The organism is Polaromonas potterensis (genome assembly GCF_033446725.1).
In the GTDB taxonomy this organism is placed as follows: domain Bacteria; phylum Pseudomonadota; class Gammaproteobacteria; order Burkholderiales; family Burkholderiaceae_C; genus Polaromonas.
The window spans coordinates 252,204-266,889 of the sequence record NZ_JAWQLX010000003.1 but is presented as its reverse complement, the minus strand read 5'-3'; the positions used below and the strand labels follow the sequence as shown (position 1 = coordinate 266,889).

At 61.5% G+C, this 14,686-nt stretch carries 13 protein-coding genes; 10 read left to right on the top strand and 3 right to left on the bottom strand.

What is annotated here, in order from left to right; genetic code table 11:
- Both R6254_RS07295 and R6254_RS07290 read right to left on the bottom strand, forming a co-directional pair.
- Window positions 1-873 carry an N-formylglutamate amidohydrolase gene (locus tag R6254_RS07295; protein WP_318405596.1) on the bottom strand — a complete coding sequence of 291 codons (873 nt, stop codon included), beginning with the start codon at window positions 871-873 and terminating at the stop codon, window positions 1-3.
- A gap of 7 nt (window positions 874-880) precedes the next feature.
- The gene (locus tag R6254_RS07290) at window positions 881-1,873 is read right to left on the bottom strand and encodes a tripartite tricarboxylate transporter substrate binding protein BugE (protein WP_318405594.1); all 993 of its coding nucleotides are present in this window, start codon (window positions 1,871-1,873) and stop codon (window positions 881-883) included.
- A 114-nt stretch (window positions 1,874-1,987) separates the two neighbouring features.
- Here R6254_RS07290 and R6254_RS07285 point away from each other — a divergent pair, with 114 nt between their 5' ends.
- Entirely contained in the window at window positions 1,988-2,902 is a 915-nt protein-coding gene (locus R6254_RS07285) for a LysR substrate-binding domain-containing protein (RefSeq protein ID WP_318405593.1), read from the top strand.
- 24 nt (window positions 2,903-2,926) lie between these two features.
- On the opposite strand, the gene metG is transcribed toward R6254_RS07285, so the two are convergent.
- Window positions 2,927-5,017, bottom strand: coding sequence for a methionine--tRNA ligase (gene metG, locus R6254_RS07280; protein WP_318405591.1), 2,091 nt, complete (start codon window positions 5,015-5,017; stop codon window positions 2,927-2,929).
- 189 nt (window positions 5,018-5,206) lie between these two features.
- Between metG and apbC the strand changes: the two genes are divergently transcribed.
- The 9 genes from apbC to R6254_RS07235 all read left to right on the top strand — a co-directional run bounded on the left by apbC (window position 5,207) and on the right by R6254_RS07235 (window position 14,680).
- A complete protein-coding gene (apbC, locus tag R6254_RS07275) occupies window positions 5,207-6,298 on the top strand; it encodes an iron-sulfur cluster carrier protein ApbC (protein ID WP_318405590.1) in 1,092 nt (363 codons plus the stop codon).
- A 59-nt stretch (window positions 6,299-6,357) separates the two neighbouring features.
- Window positions 6,358-6,945: a DUF3305 domain-containing protein gene (locus tag R6254_RS07270; protein ID WP_318405588.1), complete on the top strand. Its 588-nt coding sequence runs from the start codon at window positions 6,358-6,360 to the stop codon at window positions 6,943-6,945.
- A complete protein-coding gene (locus tag R6254_RS07265) occupies window positions 6,938-7,624 on the top strand; it encodes a DUF3306 domain-containing protein (RefSeq protein WP_318405586.1) in 687 nt (228 codons plus the stop codon). Before R6254_RS07270 ends, R6254_RS07265 begins: the two co-directional genes overlap by 8 nt.
- Window positions 7,551-9,692 (top strand): 4Fe-4S binding protein, encoded by a 2,142-nt coding sequence (locus R6254_RS07260; RefSeq protein ID WP_318405585.1) that lies wholly within the window; start codon window positions 7,551-7,553, stop codon window positions 9,690-9,692. Before R6254_RS07265 ends, R6254_RS07260 begins: the two co-directional genes overlap by 74 nt.
- A complete protein-coding gene (locus R6254_RS07255; RefSeq protein WP_318405584.1) occupies window positions 9,689-10,309 on the top strand; it encodes a TorD/DmsD family molecular chaperone in 621 nt (206 codons plus the stop codon). Before R6254_RS07260 ends, R6254_RS07255 begins: the two co-directional genes overlap by 4 nt.
- A 292-nt stretch (window positions 10,310-10,601) precedes the next feature.
- Window positions 10,602-10,805, top strand: a complete 204-nt coding sequence (locus tag R6254_RS07250; RefSeq protein WP_318405583.1) for a formate dehydrogenase — start codon at window positions 10,602-10,604, stop codon at window positions 10,803-10,805.
- A gap of 32 nt (window positions 10,806-10,837) precedes the next feature.
- On the top strand, window positions 10,838-13,813 hold the full coding sequence (locus tag R6254_RS07245; RefSeq protein WP_318405581.1) for a formate dehydrogenase subunit alpha: 2,976 nt from the start codon (window positions 10,838-10,840) through the stop codon (window positions 13,811-13,813).
- A gap of 10 nt (window positions 13,814-13,823) precedes the next feature.
- A complete protein-coding gene (fdh3B, locus tag R6254_RS07240; RefSeq protein WP_091999127.1) occupies window positions 13,824-14,444 on the top strand; it encodes a formate dehydrogenase FDH3 subunit beta in 621 nt (206 codons plus the stop codon).
- Window positions 14,441-14,680: a hypothetical protein gene (locus tag R6254_RS07235; RefSeq protein ID WP_318405577.1), complete on the top strand. Its 240-nt coding sequence runs from the start codon at window positions 14,441-14,443 to the stop codon at window positions 14,678-14,680. Before fdh3B ends, R6254_RS07235 begins: the two co-directional genes overlap by 4 nt.
- Window positions 14,681-14,686: the final 6 nt, after the last annotated feature.

The following is a 14,686-nucleotide window of genomic DNA, read 5'->3' as shown; positions in this document are numbered from 1 at the left end:
TCAGCCGGCCAGCGCAGCGCTGCTGCGCTCGCGCAGGTAGGCCGCGATGGCCTGCAGAACCTCTGTCAGATCCCTTTGCACCACGGCGAAGTTGGCATTCCGCTCGCGCGTGACCTCGTCCATGTAGACCGGGCGGCGGATTTCCACCTGCAGGCTGTGCCGGTTTTTCGCCGGCTGGCCGATTTTGGCGATCAGCTGCACCCCTTTGTAGGGGTGGTTGCGGGCCACGCTGTAGCCCCGTGCACGTAACTGCTGCTCCACCAGCGCGATAAATTCCGGTTCGCAAGTGGTGCCGTCGCGGTCGCCAAGCACAAAGTCGGCGAGCGGCTCTGGGCTCTGGATCTGCAGGCGCTCGAAAGCGTTGTTGGGCATGGAGTGCAGGTTCAGGTGCCAGACGCCACCGAAGCGTTGCACACTTCGTTCAATCGCCTCGGCCAGGGCCGCGTGGTAGGGCTGGTAATAACGCTGGATGCGGTTTTGGACCTCGGCCACACTCAGCTTGCGATCGTAAATCGGCAGGTCGGCGCCCATCTGGCGCCAGATTAGGCCGAAACCCAGGCGACTTTTTTCGCTGGGCGCAACCGCTGCGGGCCAGGGTTCGGCCAGCAGGGCCGGGTCGATGTCGTCCAGCGTGCGGTTGGCGTCGATGTAGGTACGCGGAAAATGCGCGGCCAGCAGGGTGGCCCCCACCGCCGGCGCGGCGCGCCAAAGCGCCTCGACATGGGTGTCCTCGCCGCGCCGCAGCAAGGCGCGCGGCACGACATGGGCGAAGTCGTCGGGGTAGTGGGTGCCACTGTGCGGCGAATCGCAGACCAGGGGCAGGGCCGGCGCTTCGGGGCCGGACAGGGTGAAAGCGTGGATAGGAGCTGTCATGGTGCGATCAGTCGATCTGGATCTTGGCCACCTGGGCCACACGCTGGTAACGCTCCATGGCTTGCTGGATCTGTTTGCTGAACTCGGCCGGCGTGCCGGGAATCGGTGTGGCGCCCGATTCTTCGAGTTTCTTGAGGAACTCAGGCTGTTTCATGGCTTTGTGAATCGCCTGGTTGAGGCGGGTGATGACGGCGGTCGGGGTTCCGGCCGGAGCCACGATGCCAAACCAGCCGCCGCCGCCCATCTGGGGCAGGCCCAGTTCGCCATAAGTCGGCACGTCGGGCAGGGCCGGCGAGCGTGTTTCGGACAACACGGCCAGGGCGCGCAGGCGGCCAGCCTTGATGTGGGGCAGGGCCGAGGGCAGATTGTCGGTGATGGCGTCCACCTGGCCGGCCAGGGCATCGTTCATGGCCAGGCCGCCACCTTTGTAGGGCACATGCAGCAGCTTGATTTTTGCCAGCGACGCGAAGTGTTCGATGTTGGCATGGCCTAACGAGCCGGTGCCGGGCGTGGCAAAGCTGTATTTGCCGGGGTTGGCCTGGGCCAGCGCAATAAATTGCCGCATGTCGTTGGCCGGAATCTTGGGGTTGACGGCAAACACGCTGGGGGTGGTGGCCACATTGGTCACCGGCGCGAAATCTTTCACCGGGTCGTATTTGAGCTTGCCGGCGTAAACCGCCGGGTTGCTGCCGTGGGTGCTGACCGTGGCCATGCCCAGGGTGTAACCGTCGGCCTTGGCCTTGGCCACCATCTCCATGCCCAGGGAGCCGCCCGCGCCGGCGCGGTTTTCCACGATGATGGGCTGGCCCAGCTCGCGGCCGGCAAATTCGGCGATCAGGCGGGCTGCCAGGTCGGTCGAGCCACCCGGCGCAAAAGGCACGACCAGTTTCACGGGCCGGTCGGGGTAAGCGGTCTGGGCCTGGGCGGTGCCGGCCAGGGCGATGGCGGCGGCCAGGAGGGCGAGGCGGCGACTGCAGCGGGAAAGTTCGATGTGCTTCATGGCGAATTTCTAGGAACGGGTGGGGGAAGAGGGAAAAGAGCAAGCCTATGGGCATTGTCGGAGCGACACAAGCGACAATCCGGCACTCCAGCATTACCTGCGTTCATTGTTGCCATGCGACTCCATTCCCCGTCGATGTCCGAACTGCATGCCTTCGTCGCGGCAGCGCGTACCGGCAGCTTTACCCGCGCGGCCGGACAGTTGTGCGTCACCCAGGGGGCGGTCAGCCGCGCGGTGGCGCGGCTCGAGTCGCACTTTGGGCAGGCCCTGGTGCAGCGCAACGCGCATAAGCTGGTGTTGACCGACGCGGGGAATACTTTGCTGCAGGCGGTCGAGGAGCCGCTGGCGGCGATAGAACACGCCAGCGCCGGGCTGGCACGCGGCCGGCGCAAGGGCGAACTGGTACTGTCAGCGGTGCCGACGCTCGCCAGCACATGGCTGGTGCCGCGGATACCCGACTTTCAGCGCCGCCATCCGGATATCCAGCTACGCTTTGTGCCCTACCGGAAGGACGAGGACTTCTCGGGCACGGCGCCCGATGCGGCATTGCTGGCCGGCACGGGCTCCGACCAGTGGCCGGGCTGGGACTGCAGCTACGTGATTGGTCGGGAGATGGTGCCCGTCTGTCATCCAGACCGCGCTGCGGGCCGTGCCTGGCGTTCCCCCGCCGAGTTGTCGCAGGAGCCACTTCTCTACCACTCGACGGCGCCCGGTAACTGGGCGCACTGGCTGCACGCCGCCGGCGTTGCGGACCCGCAGCCCAATCTGGCCAACGCTTTCGACCAGGTGTCGATCCTGATCCAGGCGGCGATCGCAAACATCGGTGTCGCGCTGGTGCAGCGCTGCCTGGTGCGCGAGGTGCTGGAGTCGGGGCGACTGGTCGCTCCGTTCGATCTGCCTATCGAGTTGCCGCGCGGCTACTTCCTGTGCACCCTGCCACAGCGCAGCACGATGCCTGAGCTCACGATCTTTCGTGCGTGGTTGCTGAAGATGGCGGCGGAAGATAGGGCACGGCCCCGCGAGCCTTAACGCTCGCGCAGGCCCGTGCGTAGCCTAACGGACGCGCATGCCGGGCTGGGCGCCCGCTGTGGGTTCCAGCACATAAATGCCGGGCTGGGCTTTTTCGTCGCCATGGCTGGCGGCCAGCACCATGCCTTCGCTGATGCCGAACTTCATCTTGCGCGGTGCCAGGTTGGCGACCAGCACCGTGTGTTTGCCGATCAGGTCTTCGGGTTGGTAGCTTGATGCAATGCCGCTGAAGACATTGCGCGTCTTGCCTTCACCGACATCCAGCGTCAGGCGCAACAACTTGGTCGAACCTTCCACGGCTTCGCAGTTGACGATGCTTGCAATACGCAGGTCGATCTTGGCGAAGTCGTCAATCGTGATGGTGGGCGCAATCGCTTCACCGCCAGGCGCTATTTTTTCAATAGCTGCTTGCGCAGATGCAGGCTGGGCTGGAGCCTCAAACAATGCTTCAAGCTGCTTGGGGTCGACACGTTGCATCAAATGTTTGTAGTCGCCGATCACATGGCCCTGGCCCAGGCTGCCGGTGGCATCCGCAAACGTCAGCGGGCTGATTTTCAGGAAGTCTTCCACCTGTGCGGCCAGCGCGGGCAAGACCGGTTTGAGGTAGAGCGAGAGCAGGCGGAAGGCTTCGATACACACGGTGCAGACATCATGCAGGCGCGCTTCCATGCCTTCTTTTTTGGCCAGTTCCCAGGGTTTGTTCTGGTCCACATAGGCGTTGACCTGGTCGGCCAGCAACATGACTTCGCGCTGGGCCTTGGCGTATTCGCGGGCCTCATACAGCTGCTGGATGTTGTCCTTTTGCGCGCGCAGAATTTCCAGCAAGGCCGTGCCATCGGTGGAGACTTCGCCCAGTTGGCCGGCAAAACGTTTGGCGATAAACCCGGCGGCGCGGCTGGCGATGTTGATGAACTTGCCGACCAGGTCGCTGTTGACGCGGGCCATGAAGTCGTCGGCGTTGAAATCGATGTCTTCATTGCGTGCATTGAGCTTGGCGGCCAGGTAATAACGCAGCCATTCGGGGTTCATTCCCAGGCTCAGGTACTTGAGCGGGTCCAGGCCGGTGCCGCGGCTTTTGCTCATCTTCTCGCCGTTGTTGACGGTCAAAAAGCCGTGCACAAAGATGTTGTCCGGTGTCTTGCGGCCGCTGAAATGCAGCATCGCCGGCCAGAACAAGGTATGGAAGGTGACGATGTCCTTGCCGATGAAGTGGTACTGCTCCAGCGCCGGCAAGGTGACCGGGTCCATGTAGGCCTCATAACTCTGGCCGCGTTTGTCCAGCAGATTTTTCAGCGAGGCCAGGTAACCGACCGGTGCGTCCAGCCAGACATAAAAATACTTGCCCGGTGCGTCCGGAATTTCAATGCCGAAATAAGGTGCGTCGCGGCTGATGTCCCAATCGCCCAGGCCTTCGCTGGTGCTGCCGTCGGGGTTGGTGCGGACGCTGAACCATTCCTTGACCTTGTTGGCGACTTCAGGCTGCAGCTTGCCATCCTGCGTCCACTTTTCGAGAAACTCCACGCAGCGCGGGTCGGACAACTGGAAGAAAAAGTGTTCCGAGCTTTTGAGCACCGGCGTGGCGCCGGTCAGCGCCGAGAATGGGTTGATCAGGTCGGTTGGTGCGTAAACCGCCCCGCAGACCTCGCAGTTGTCGCCGTATTGGTCCTTGGCGCCGCATTTGGGACATTGGCCCTTGATGAAGCGGTCCGGCAAAAACATGTTCTTTTCCGGGTCAAAGAACTGTTCAATGGTTTTGGTCGCGATCAGCCCGGCCTTTTTGAGGTCCAGGTAGATCTGCTGCGCCAGTTGATGGTTTTCCGGCCCGTCGGTCGAGTGCCAGTTGTCAAAACTGATGTGAAAACCGTCCAGGTAAGGCTTGCGGCCGGCGGCAATGTCGGCCACAAACTGCTGCGGTGTTTTGCCGGCCTTGTCGGCGGCGATCATGATGGGCGCGCCATGGGCGTCGTCGGCGCCCACAAAGTTCACGTCATTGCCCTGCATGCGCTGGAAACGCACCCAGATGTCGGCCTGGATGTACTCCATGATGTGGCCGACGTGGAAATTGCCATTGGCGTAGGGCAGGGCGGTGGTGACGAAAAGGCGACGCTGGGACATAAGAATGGCTTTGTGCTGGGTGGGGCTAAGCGGCGATTTTAAGGTGCCCGGGTTTTTGCCACCCGGGCAAGCCCCCATGACCCCAGGGCCGGCCGCTGCGGCGTTAGACTTCACGGCAAGCTTATCGGCAGACGCGGCGCGGCTAACGCACCCGGCCTGCCTTGTCAGATTCAAACGGAGATTTCCCAGATGGCCCTAGAACAGCAGACTTTGTTGACCGCCCTGCAAGCCGTGGTGGACCCCAACACGGGCAAGGACTTTGTCGCTAGCCATGCACTGAAAAACCTGCAGATCAGCGGCGCTGACGTGTCTTTCGACGTGGAACTGGGGTACCCGGCCAAAAGCCAGATCGCGGGGATCCGCAAGATGCTGATCGCCGCCGCCAAGGGCGTGGCGGGTGTGAGCAACGTCTCGGTCAATGTCAGCTTCAAGATCGCCAGCCACAGCGTGCAGCGTGGCGTGCAGTTGCTGCCCAATGTCAAGAACATCATTGCCGTGGCTTCGGGCAAGGGCGGCGTCGGCAAAAGCACGACGGCCGTCAACCTGGCCCTGGCCCTGGCGGCAGAAGGTGCCAGTGTCGGGTTGCTGGATGCCGACATTTATGGCCCCAGCCAGCCCATGATGATGGGCATCGAGGGCCGGCCCGAAAGTGTGGACGGCAAAAACATGGAGCCCATGGAGAACTACGGCATCCAGGTCATGTCCATCGGGTTCCTGGTGGCCCAGGACGAGGCCATGATCTGGCGCGGGCCCATGGCCACGCAGGCGCTGGAGCAGCTGCTGCGCCAGACCAACTGGAAAGACCTGGACTACCTGATCGTCGACATGCCGCCCGGTACCGGCGACATCCAGCTGACGCTGAGCCAGCGTGTGCCCATGACAGGCGCGGTGATTGTCACCACGCCACAGGACATCGCGCTGCTGGATGCCAAAAAAGGCATCAAGATGTTTGAAAAAGTCGGCGTGCCGATTCTGGGCATCGTCGAAAACATGGCGGTCCATGTGTGTTCCAACTGCGGTCACACCGAACACATCTTTGGGGAAGACGGCGGCAAAAAGATGGCGGCCGACTACAAGATGGACTACCTGGGCGCGCTCCCGCTGGATATCAACATCCGTCTGCAGGCCGACAACGGCAGGCCGACGGTGGTCGCGGACCCGGATGGCGAGGTGGCGACTATCTACAAAGCCGTGGCCCGAAAGATGGCGATCACGGTGGCGGCCAAGGCCAAAGACTTTTCGGCCAAATTTCCGACCATCACGATCTCGAAAAACACCTGAGGCCGTCGGCAAAAAAGCCACACCGGCCGTGGGCATGAAGACCGCCGTACACTGCGGACATGTCTGAGTTCCTGCTGCAGTCCCCCGCGACGGATGAGACCGTTCGCCGTCCCTGTGTGGTGGTGGCGGTGGTCATGCGCCGCGAGCGTATAGACAACCGCTGGCAGCCCTGGCGCTGGACCTTGGCCGACATCGTGCCGCACGAGCCCGGCTTCGGTGATCAGCCGCGCCTGCTGTTCAAGGAGGAACACGAGGAGCGCTGGTTGCACCCGGGTTTCAAGGTCGAGCTGTTTACCGACGATGCCGAGGGTTACTACCTCAATGTCACCACCCAGCAACCCTGCTTCTGGGTGGTCTGGCGCATGGAGGAAGAAGCCGCGCTGGCCGACGAGCCGGTGGCGGTGCCGCAAGTGGTCACCCTGAGTTACCACGACGCCGGGCGCTGGCTGGACGCGCAGGAAACCGTAGAGCAACTGCCTGTACCGTCGGAGGTGGCGTTGTGGCTGCAGGCTTTTGTGGATGCCCACTACGTGCTCGAAACCAAACGCCGTCAGCGGCCCCAAAGTTTCAAAACACTGCAGGACCGTTTTGGCAACCCGGCGCGGGTGAGCACCGACAAGAGCTTTGGCGGGTCCGGTCATGGCTGAAGAAGAGGCCCGTGGTTTTTTAGGCCGCTGGTCGCGCCGCAAGACCGATACCTTGCAGGGCAAGCCGCTGGACGAGCCTGCCGTGCCTGCGCAGCCTGCCGCTGTGGTTGTCGCCCCGGCGATCCCGCCGTCAAGTCCGGCGCCAGACCCTGCCACCGATGCCGTCAAACTGCCTGAAAAAACGTTGTCGCTGGACGACGTGAAGCTGTTGACCAAGGACTCGGACTTCAAACCCTTCATGGCCAGTGACGTGGGCCCCGAGGTGCGTAATGCGGCGATGAAAAAGCTGTTCGCCGACCCACACTTCAACGTGATGGATGGTCTGGATACTTACATTGACGACTATTCCAAGCCTGATCCGCTGCCCGAATCCATGCTCCGGCAGATGGCCAGCGCCAAGTTTCTCAAGCTGTTTGACGACGAGGAAGACGCCAACAAGCAGGATGCCGCGGCGGTTTTACCGCGGGAAAATGCGAATGACCCGCCTGGCGAAATCGTGGCACAGTCGTATGAAAGCGCTGACATAGCTCCTCCGGGTTTTGTCAGCCCCGTCCATACCAGCCAAGCCGAGCCATCCCCTGGTTCCGGCGCCAGCCAAGAAGACCATGCCCACACTGATTTGCGACTGCAACCAGACCATGCCGCTCCAGCCCCAGATACTGGGCGCGGCACTCAATGAGCCACTGACGCTGCATTCGGCGCTATGCCGGCGTGAAGTCGGCGCCTTCCAGAAGGCGGCGCAATCCGGCGATGACGTGGTGGTGGCTTGTACCCAGGAAAAACGCCTGTTTGCCGAGGTCGGGCAACACACCGAAGGCATCACCTCGGTCATCAAGTTTGTCAACATTCGCGAGACCGGTGGCTGGAGCAAAGACGCCGCCGGCGCCATGCCCAAAATCGCGGCGCTGCTGGCGGCCGCGCATTTGCCGGATGCCGAGCCCGTGGCGACCGTGACCTACAAAAGCAACGGCCGTCTGCTCATCGTGGGTGCGCTGGACCAGGCCGAGCAAGTGGCGGCGCTGCTGGCCGACACCCTGGACGTGACAATTTTTGCGCAAGGTGTGTCTGCCCAGGCCCAGCCCGGTTTTCCCGGGCAGGAGCGCCAGTACCCGGTGATCAGCGGTGGCGACTTGCGCCTCAGCGGCTGGCTGGGCGCTTTTGATACGACGTGGACCAAAAACAATCCGATTGACCTCGACCTGTGCACCCGTTGCAACGCCTGTGTGGCGGTGTGCCCGGAGGGGGCGATCGACCTGAGTTACCAGGTGGACAGCAACAAGTGCAGCTCACACCGGGACTGCGTGGTGGTCTGCAAGGTGGCCGGCGCGATTGATTTCGGACGTGAAGCGCAGGCTGTCAGCGAGGTCTTTGACCTGGTGCTGGATCTGGGAGCCCAGCCCTTGATTGCGTTACACGCGCCGCCGCAAGGTTATTTCGCCTTGCGTCTGTCGGCAGGTTTGGCATCGCCCGGCTTGTTGCCTACCGTGGTCAAGCTGCGCGACATGGTGGGTGAGTTTGAAAAGCCCAAGTTTTTCGCCTACAAACAAAAGCTGTGTGCCCACAGCCGCAACGAAACCGTCGGTTGCCATGCCTGTATCGATATCTGTTCGGCAACTGCTATCAGCAGCCAGAAGGATCGCCAGCAGATTGTGGTGAACCCCAATCTGTGTATCGGTTGCGGCGCCTGCACCACGGTGTGCCCAACCGGCGCGTTGACCTATGCCTACCCACGTGCCAGCGAACAGGGTGTGCGGCTCAAGACCATTTTGAGCACATACAACAAGGCGGGCGGTCGCCAGGCAGCCTTGCTGTTCCACAGCCAGGGCAGCGGCCAGCAAGCCGTCGAGGCCCTGGGCCGTGCCGCGCAACTGGACAAGAGCGTGCGCGGTGTGCCCGCGAATGTGATTCCGCAGCCGCTCTGGCACACCGCCAGCCTGGGGCTGGACCTGTGGCTGAGCGCGATTGCTTTTGGCGCCGTCCAGGTGGCGGTGCTGCTCACCGACGAAGAAGCGCCGGCTTACCTGGCGGGTTTGTCCGAACAAATGGCTGTGGCGCAAGCGCTGCTCCATGGCATGGGTTACACCGGCGAACATTTTCATCTGATACGTATCGAAGGCGGGCAGGGGGTGCAGGCCCTGGATAGCCGTCTGCAAAAGCTGGCGCGCAACCCCACCCTGGTGCCCACAGTTGCGGCGCGTTTTGCCGTGGCCCAGGAAAAACGCAGCACCTTGGACATGGCGCTGGACCATTTGATGATGCAGGCACCCAAGCCTTTGCCGGAAGCCATTGAACTGCCGGCCCAGGGTTCACCTTTTGGCAGCTTGCTGGTCAACAAGGACAGCTGTACCTTGTGTCTGAGTTGTGTCAGCGCCTGCCCGGCCAGTGCGTTACAGGACAACCCGGACAAGCCGCAGCTCAAGTTCATCGAGAAAAATTGCGTGCAGTGCGGCCTGTGTGCCACGACCTGCCCGGAAGACGCCATCACCTTGTTGCCGCGCCTGCTGCTCACACCGCAGCGCAAGGAAGCACGCGTGCTCAACGAGAGCCAGCCTTATCAGTGCATACGCTGCAGCAAACCTTTCGGCACCCTCAAGGCCATCGAGTCCATGCTGGGCAAGCTGGCCGGCCATGCCATGTTCCAGGGTGCGGCCGCCGAGCGCCTGAAGATGTGCAGCGATTGCCGCGTCATCGACATCTATTCGGCCGACAACGAAATCAAGATCACCGACATCCGCTCAATCCCATGACCCTGCCCGCCCCCCTTGTGTCGTCCACGTTGGATGAAGAAACCGCCCGCGCCGAAGTGTATGGTCTGCTGGCGGCGCTGTATTACGCGCCACCGACAACCGCCTTGATGGCGAACCTCCGGGTGGCGGTGACCGAAGCGCCGGCTGCCGGCGCCGTGCTCGAAGTATCCTGGCGCGAGCTGGTCGGTGTCGCTCGTCAGTTGTCGGATGAAGCCATCGTTCGCGAATACGACGCCTTATTTGGCGGCGTCGGCAAGCCCGAGGTCTACCTGTTCGGCTCCCATTACCTCAGTGGTTTTCTCAACGAGAAACCGTTGGCGGCCTTGCGCACCGACCTCGCGGCCTTAGGCCTGGCGCGCGACGAAGCCATGCCTGAAACCGAAGACCATGTGGCCTACCTGTGTGAGGTCATGCGTTATTTGATTGCCGGCGATGACGTGGAAGTCGCCAATTTGACGCGCCAGCGCGCGTTTTTTGCGCGCCATCTCCAGCCCTGGGCAACAGCCTTGTGCGAAGCCGTCAGTCGCCATCCGAAAGCCGATTTTTATCGGGGCCTGGCCGGGTTCACGCAGGCCTTCATCAGTGTGGAAGCCCAGGGTTTCGACATGCTGGATTGACGTCGGCACGTTCCCGCGCGTGCAACCTGTCTCGCAGGGAGTGGGCCTTGTTCGCGGTGAGCTTTTGCTGCACCTGCAGCATTTCTCAGAATGCGACACTTCGGGCGGATTGGCCTTGTTCAGGGAAAAACTAAGATGTCTTATCTTTTCCTATCGTTTTCCCCTAAGCCCCGTCTTTAGGCCGCTCCGGGCCATTGTTGTGTCACGCGGTCTGGCGTACAGTTAGGCATGCCGGTGCATAGCTCATCGGTGCCTATTGCATAGATGTCCGCAAGCTTCCTGGGAGACAACGATGGAAAGCCAGCCAAAACCTTCGCGCCGCAATTTCTTTTTCGGCGCAGCCGTCACTGGCGCAGCCGCAGCAGCGGTCGTTGCCTTGCCCGGGGTGCACATCCCCGAGGCTGCCAGTCCGGCGCCCAAGCCGGCCCCTGAAAAAGGCGGTGGCTACAGCCTCTCGGAACACGTCAAGCGTTATTACACGACCACGCGTATCTAGTTTCATCCCGTTTTCTTCCTACGGAGAGCCCCATGCTGCTCACGAAAAAGCCTCACGGTATCCATGGTGATCCAGCGCATCGCGCCGGCTCTGCACGTTTTGTCCAAAGCCTGTCGCGCGGCCTGTCGAACGCTTTGCCCACCATGGACAGACGCGCCTTCCTGCGCCGCTCCGGCCTGGGTGTGGGGGTTGGGCTGGCGGCGAGCCAGTTGGCGCTGGTCAAAAAAGCCCAGGCGGCCAGCCCCGGCACTGGTGACGGCAGCGGGAAAATCGAAGTCAAACGCACGGTGTGTACGCATTGCTCGGTGGGGTGTGCGGTGGATGCCGTGGTTGAAAACGGTGTCTGGGTGCGCCAGGAGCCGGTGTTTGATTCGCCTATCAACCTGGGGGCACATTGCGCCAAAGGGGCGGCGCTGCGTGAACACGGCCACGGGGAATACCGCCTGCGTTACCCGATGAAGCTGGTCAACGGCAAATATGAACGTATCAGCTGGGACACGGCGCTCAACGAAATCAGCGCCAAGATGTTGGAGTTGCGCAAGGCCAGCGGCCCGGACTCGGTGTACTGGGTGGGTTCGTCCAAACACAACAACGAGCAGGCCTACCTGTTGCGCAAGTTTGTGAGTTTCTGGGGCAGCAACAACTGTGACCACCAGGCGCGTATCTGCCATTCCACCACGGTGGCCGGCGTCGCCAACACCTGGGGTTATGGTGCGATGACCAACTCCTACAACGACATGCAAAACAGCAAGTGTGCGTTGTACATCGGCTCGAACGCTGCCGAGGCGCACCCGGTCAGCATGTTGCACATGCTGCACGCCAAGGAAACCGGCTGCAAGATGATTGTGGTGGACCCGCGTTTCACGCGCACCGCCGCCAAAGCTGACGAGTACGTGCGTATTCGCTCCGGCTCCGACATTCCTTTCCTCTTCGGCCTGCTGTATCACATCTTCAACAACGGCTGGGAAGACACCAAGTACATCAACGACCGTGTTTACGGCATGGACAAGGTCAAGGCCGAGGTGATGGCCAAGTGGACACCGGACAAGGTGGAAGAAGCCTGCGGCGTCAAGGAAGAGCAGATGCTGCGTGTGGCCACCATGATGGCCAAGAACCGGCCTTCGACCTTGGTGTGGTGTATGGGGCAAACCCAGCACAGCATAGGTAATGCCATGGTGCGCGCTTCGTGCATCGTGCAACTGGCCCTGGGCAACGTTGGGGTGTCGGGTGGCGGCGCCAATATCTTCCGTGGCCACGACAACGTGCAGGGTGCGACGGACATCGGCCCCAACCCGGATTCGCTGCCGGGTTATTACGGTTTGGCCGAAGGTTCCTGGAAACATTTTGCCAAGACCTGGGGCGTCGACTTCGACTGGATCAAGGCCCGTTATGCCTCGCCCGCGATGATGGGCAAACCCGGCATCACGGTGTCACGCTGGATTGATGGTGTGCTGGAGAAAAACGATCTGATCGACCAGGACTCCAATTTACGCGCCTGCGTTTTTTGGGGCCATGCGCCCAACTCCCAGACCCGCGGCCTGGAAATGAAACGCGCGATGGACAAGCTGGATCTGCTGGTGGTGGTGGACCCTTATCCGTCGGCGACTGCGGCCATGGCCGCCATGCCCGGCAAGGCCGAAGACCTCAACCCGAACCGTGCGGTCTACCTGCTGCCGGCGGCGACCCAGTTTGAAACCAGCGGCTCCGTCACGGCGTCGAACCGTTCGCTGCAGTGGCGCGAAAAAGTGATTGAGCCGCTGTGGGAAAGCCGCAGCGACCACATGATCATGCACCAGTTGGCTGAAAAATTCGGCTTTGCCAAGGAGTTGTCGAAAAACTTCAAGATGCAGAAAGTCAAGGGCATGGACGAACCCGTGCCCGAAGACATCCTGCGCGAAGTCAACAAGACTTGCTGGACCATTGGCTACACCGGGCAAAGCCCGGAGCGCCTGAAGGCCCACATGCGCAACATGCATTTGTTCGATGTGAAAACACTCAGGGCCAAACCCGGCAAGGACAAGGAAACGGGCTACGACGTGACGGGCGATTATTTCGGTCTGCCGTGGCCGTGCTGGGGCACGCCCGAGCTCAAACACCCGGGCTCGCCCAACCTGTATGACACCTCCCGGCATGTGATGGATGGCGGCGGTAATTTTCGCGCCAACTTCGGTGTGGAGAAAGACGGCGTCAATCTGCTGGCCGAGGATGGCTCCCACTCCAAAGGCGCCGACATCACCACGGGTTATCCGGAAGTCGATCACCTGTTCATGAAAAAACTGGGCTGGTGGGATGAGTTGACCGATGCTGAAAAAGCTGCGGCCGAAGGCAAAAACTGGAAAACCGACTCTTCGGGCGGCATGATTCGCGTGACCATGAAAAACCATGGTTGTTATCCCTTCGGCAATGCCAAGGCACGTGCTGTGGTCTGGAATTTCCCCGACGCGATTCCGCAGCATCGCGAGCCGATTTATGGCATCCGTCCGGACCTGGTGGCCAAGTACCCGACACACGACGACAAGAAAGCCTTCTGGCGTCTGCCCACGCTGTACAAAACCCTGCAGCAGAAAAACGTGGCCGACAAGGTGGAACTCAAATATCCGCTCATCCTGACTTCGGGCCGGCTGGTCGAATACGAGGGTGGTGGCGAGGAAACCCGCTCCAACCCGTGGCTGGCCGAGTTGCAGCAAGAGGCATTTGTCGAGGTCAACCCCAAGACCGCCGCCGAGCGCGGCATCAGCAATGGCGGGCGCGTGTGGTTGAGTACACCGACCGGCGCACGACTGAATGTGCAGGCCTTGGTGACTGAACGTGTGGGGGCCGACACCGTGTGGATGCCGTTCCACTTCTCCGGTCACTGGCAAGGCGCCGACATGCTGGCGTATTACCCCAACGGCGCTGCGCCCGTGGTGCGTGGTGAAGCCGTTAATACGGCGACGACTTACGGTTACGACAGCGTGACGATGATGCAGGAAACCAAGACAACTATCTGCAATCTCGAGAAAGCATAAGGAATACATCATGGCAAGAATGAAATTTGTCTGTGACGCCGAGCGCTGCATCGAATGCAATGGTTGCGTCACCGCCTGCAAAAACGAAAACGAAGTCCCGTGGGGCGTGAACCGCCGCCGCGTGGTCACGCTCAACGACGGTGTGCCCGGCGAAAAATCCATCTCGGTGGCCTGCATGCATTGCAGCGACGCACCTTGCATGGCGGTGTGTCCGGTCAACTGTTTTTACCGCACCGATGAAGGTGTGGTGCTGCATGACAAGGATGTCTGCATAGGCTGCGGTTACTGCTCTTATGCCTGCCCGTTTGGTGCACCGCAGTTCCCCTCACAAGGCACTTTCGGCGTGCGCGGCAAGATGGACAAATGCACTTTCTGCGCCGGTGGTCCCGAAGCCAACGGCAGCCAGGCCGAGTTTGAAAAATATGGCCGCAACCGGCTGGCCGAAGGCAAGCTGCCGGCTTGTGCCGAGATGTGTTCGACCAAGGCGCTGCTGGCCGGTGATGGCGACGTGGTCGCGGATATTTTCCGCAACCGTGTGGTGCAGCGCGGCAAGGGTGCCGAGGTCTGGGGTTGGGGAACGGCCTATGGTTCCCGGCAAGCCGGTCAGCCACCAGCAGGAGCCAAATCATGAAACGCCTGACCCTCTTGATTCCCGCGCTGTTTGTTGTGGCCGGCCTGTCTGCCTGCGGCGAAAAACCGCAAACCCTGAGCGGCACCAAAAGCGATGTCCCGGCCTACATGGGTACCAACGACGGTTTTTCGGCGCCCGGCTGGAAGGCCGGCGACAAGACCAGTTGGGAGCAGGGCCTCAAGGTGCGCATGCAAAACAGCCAGAACGAATACACCAAGCTGAATACGGATAAATAATAGCCG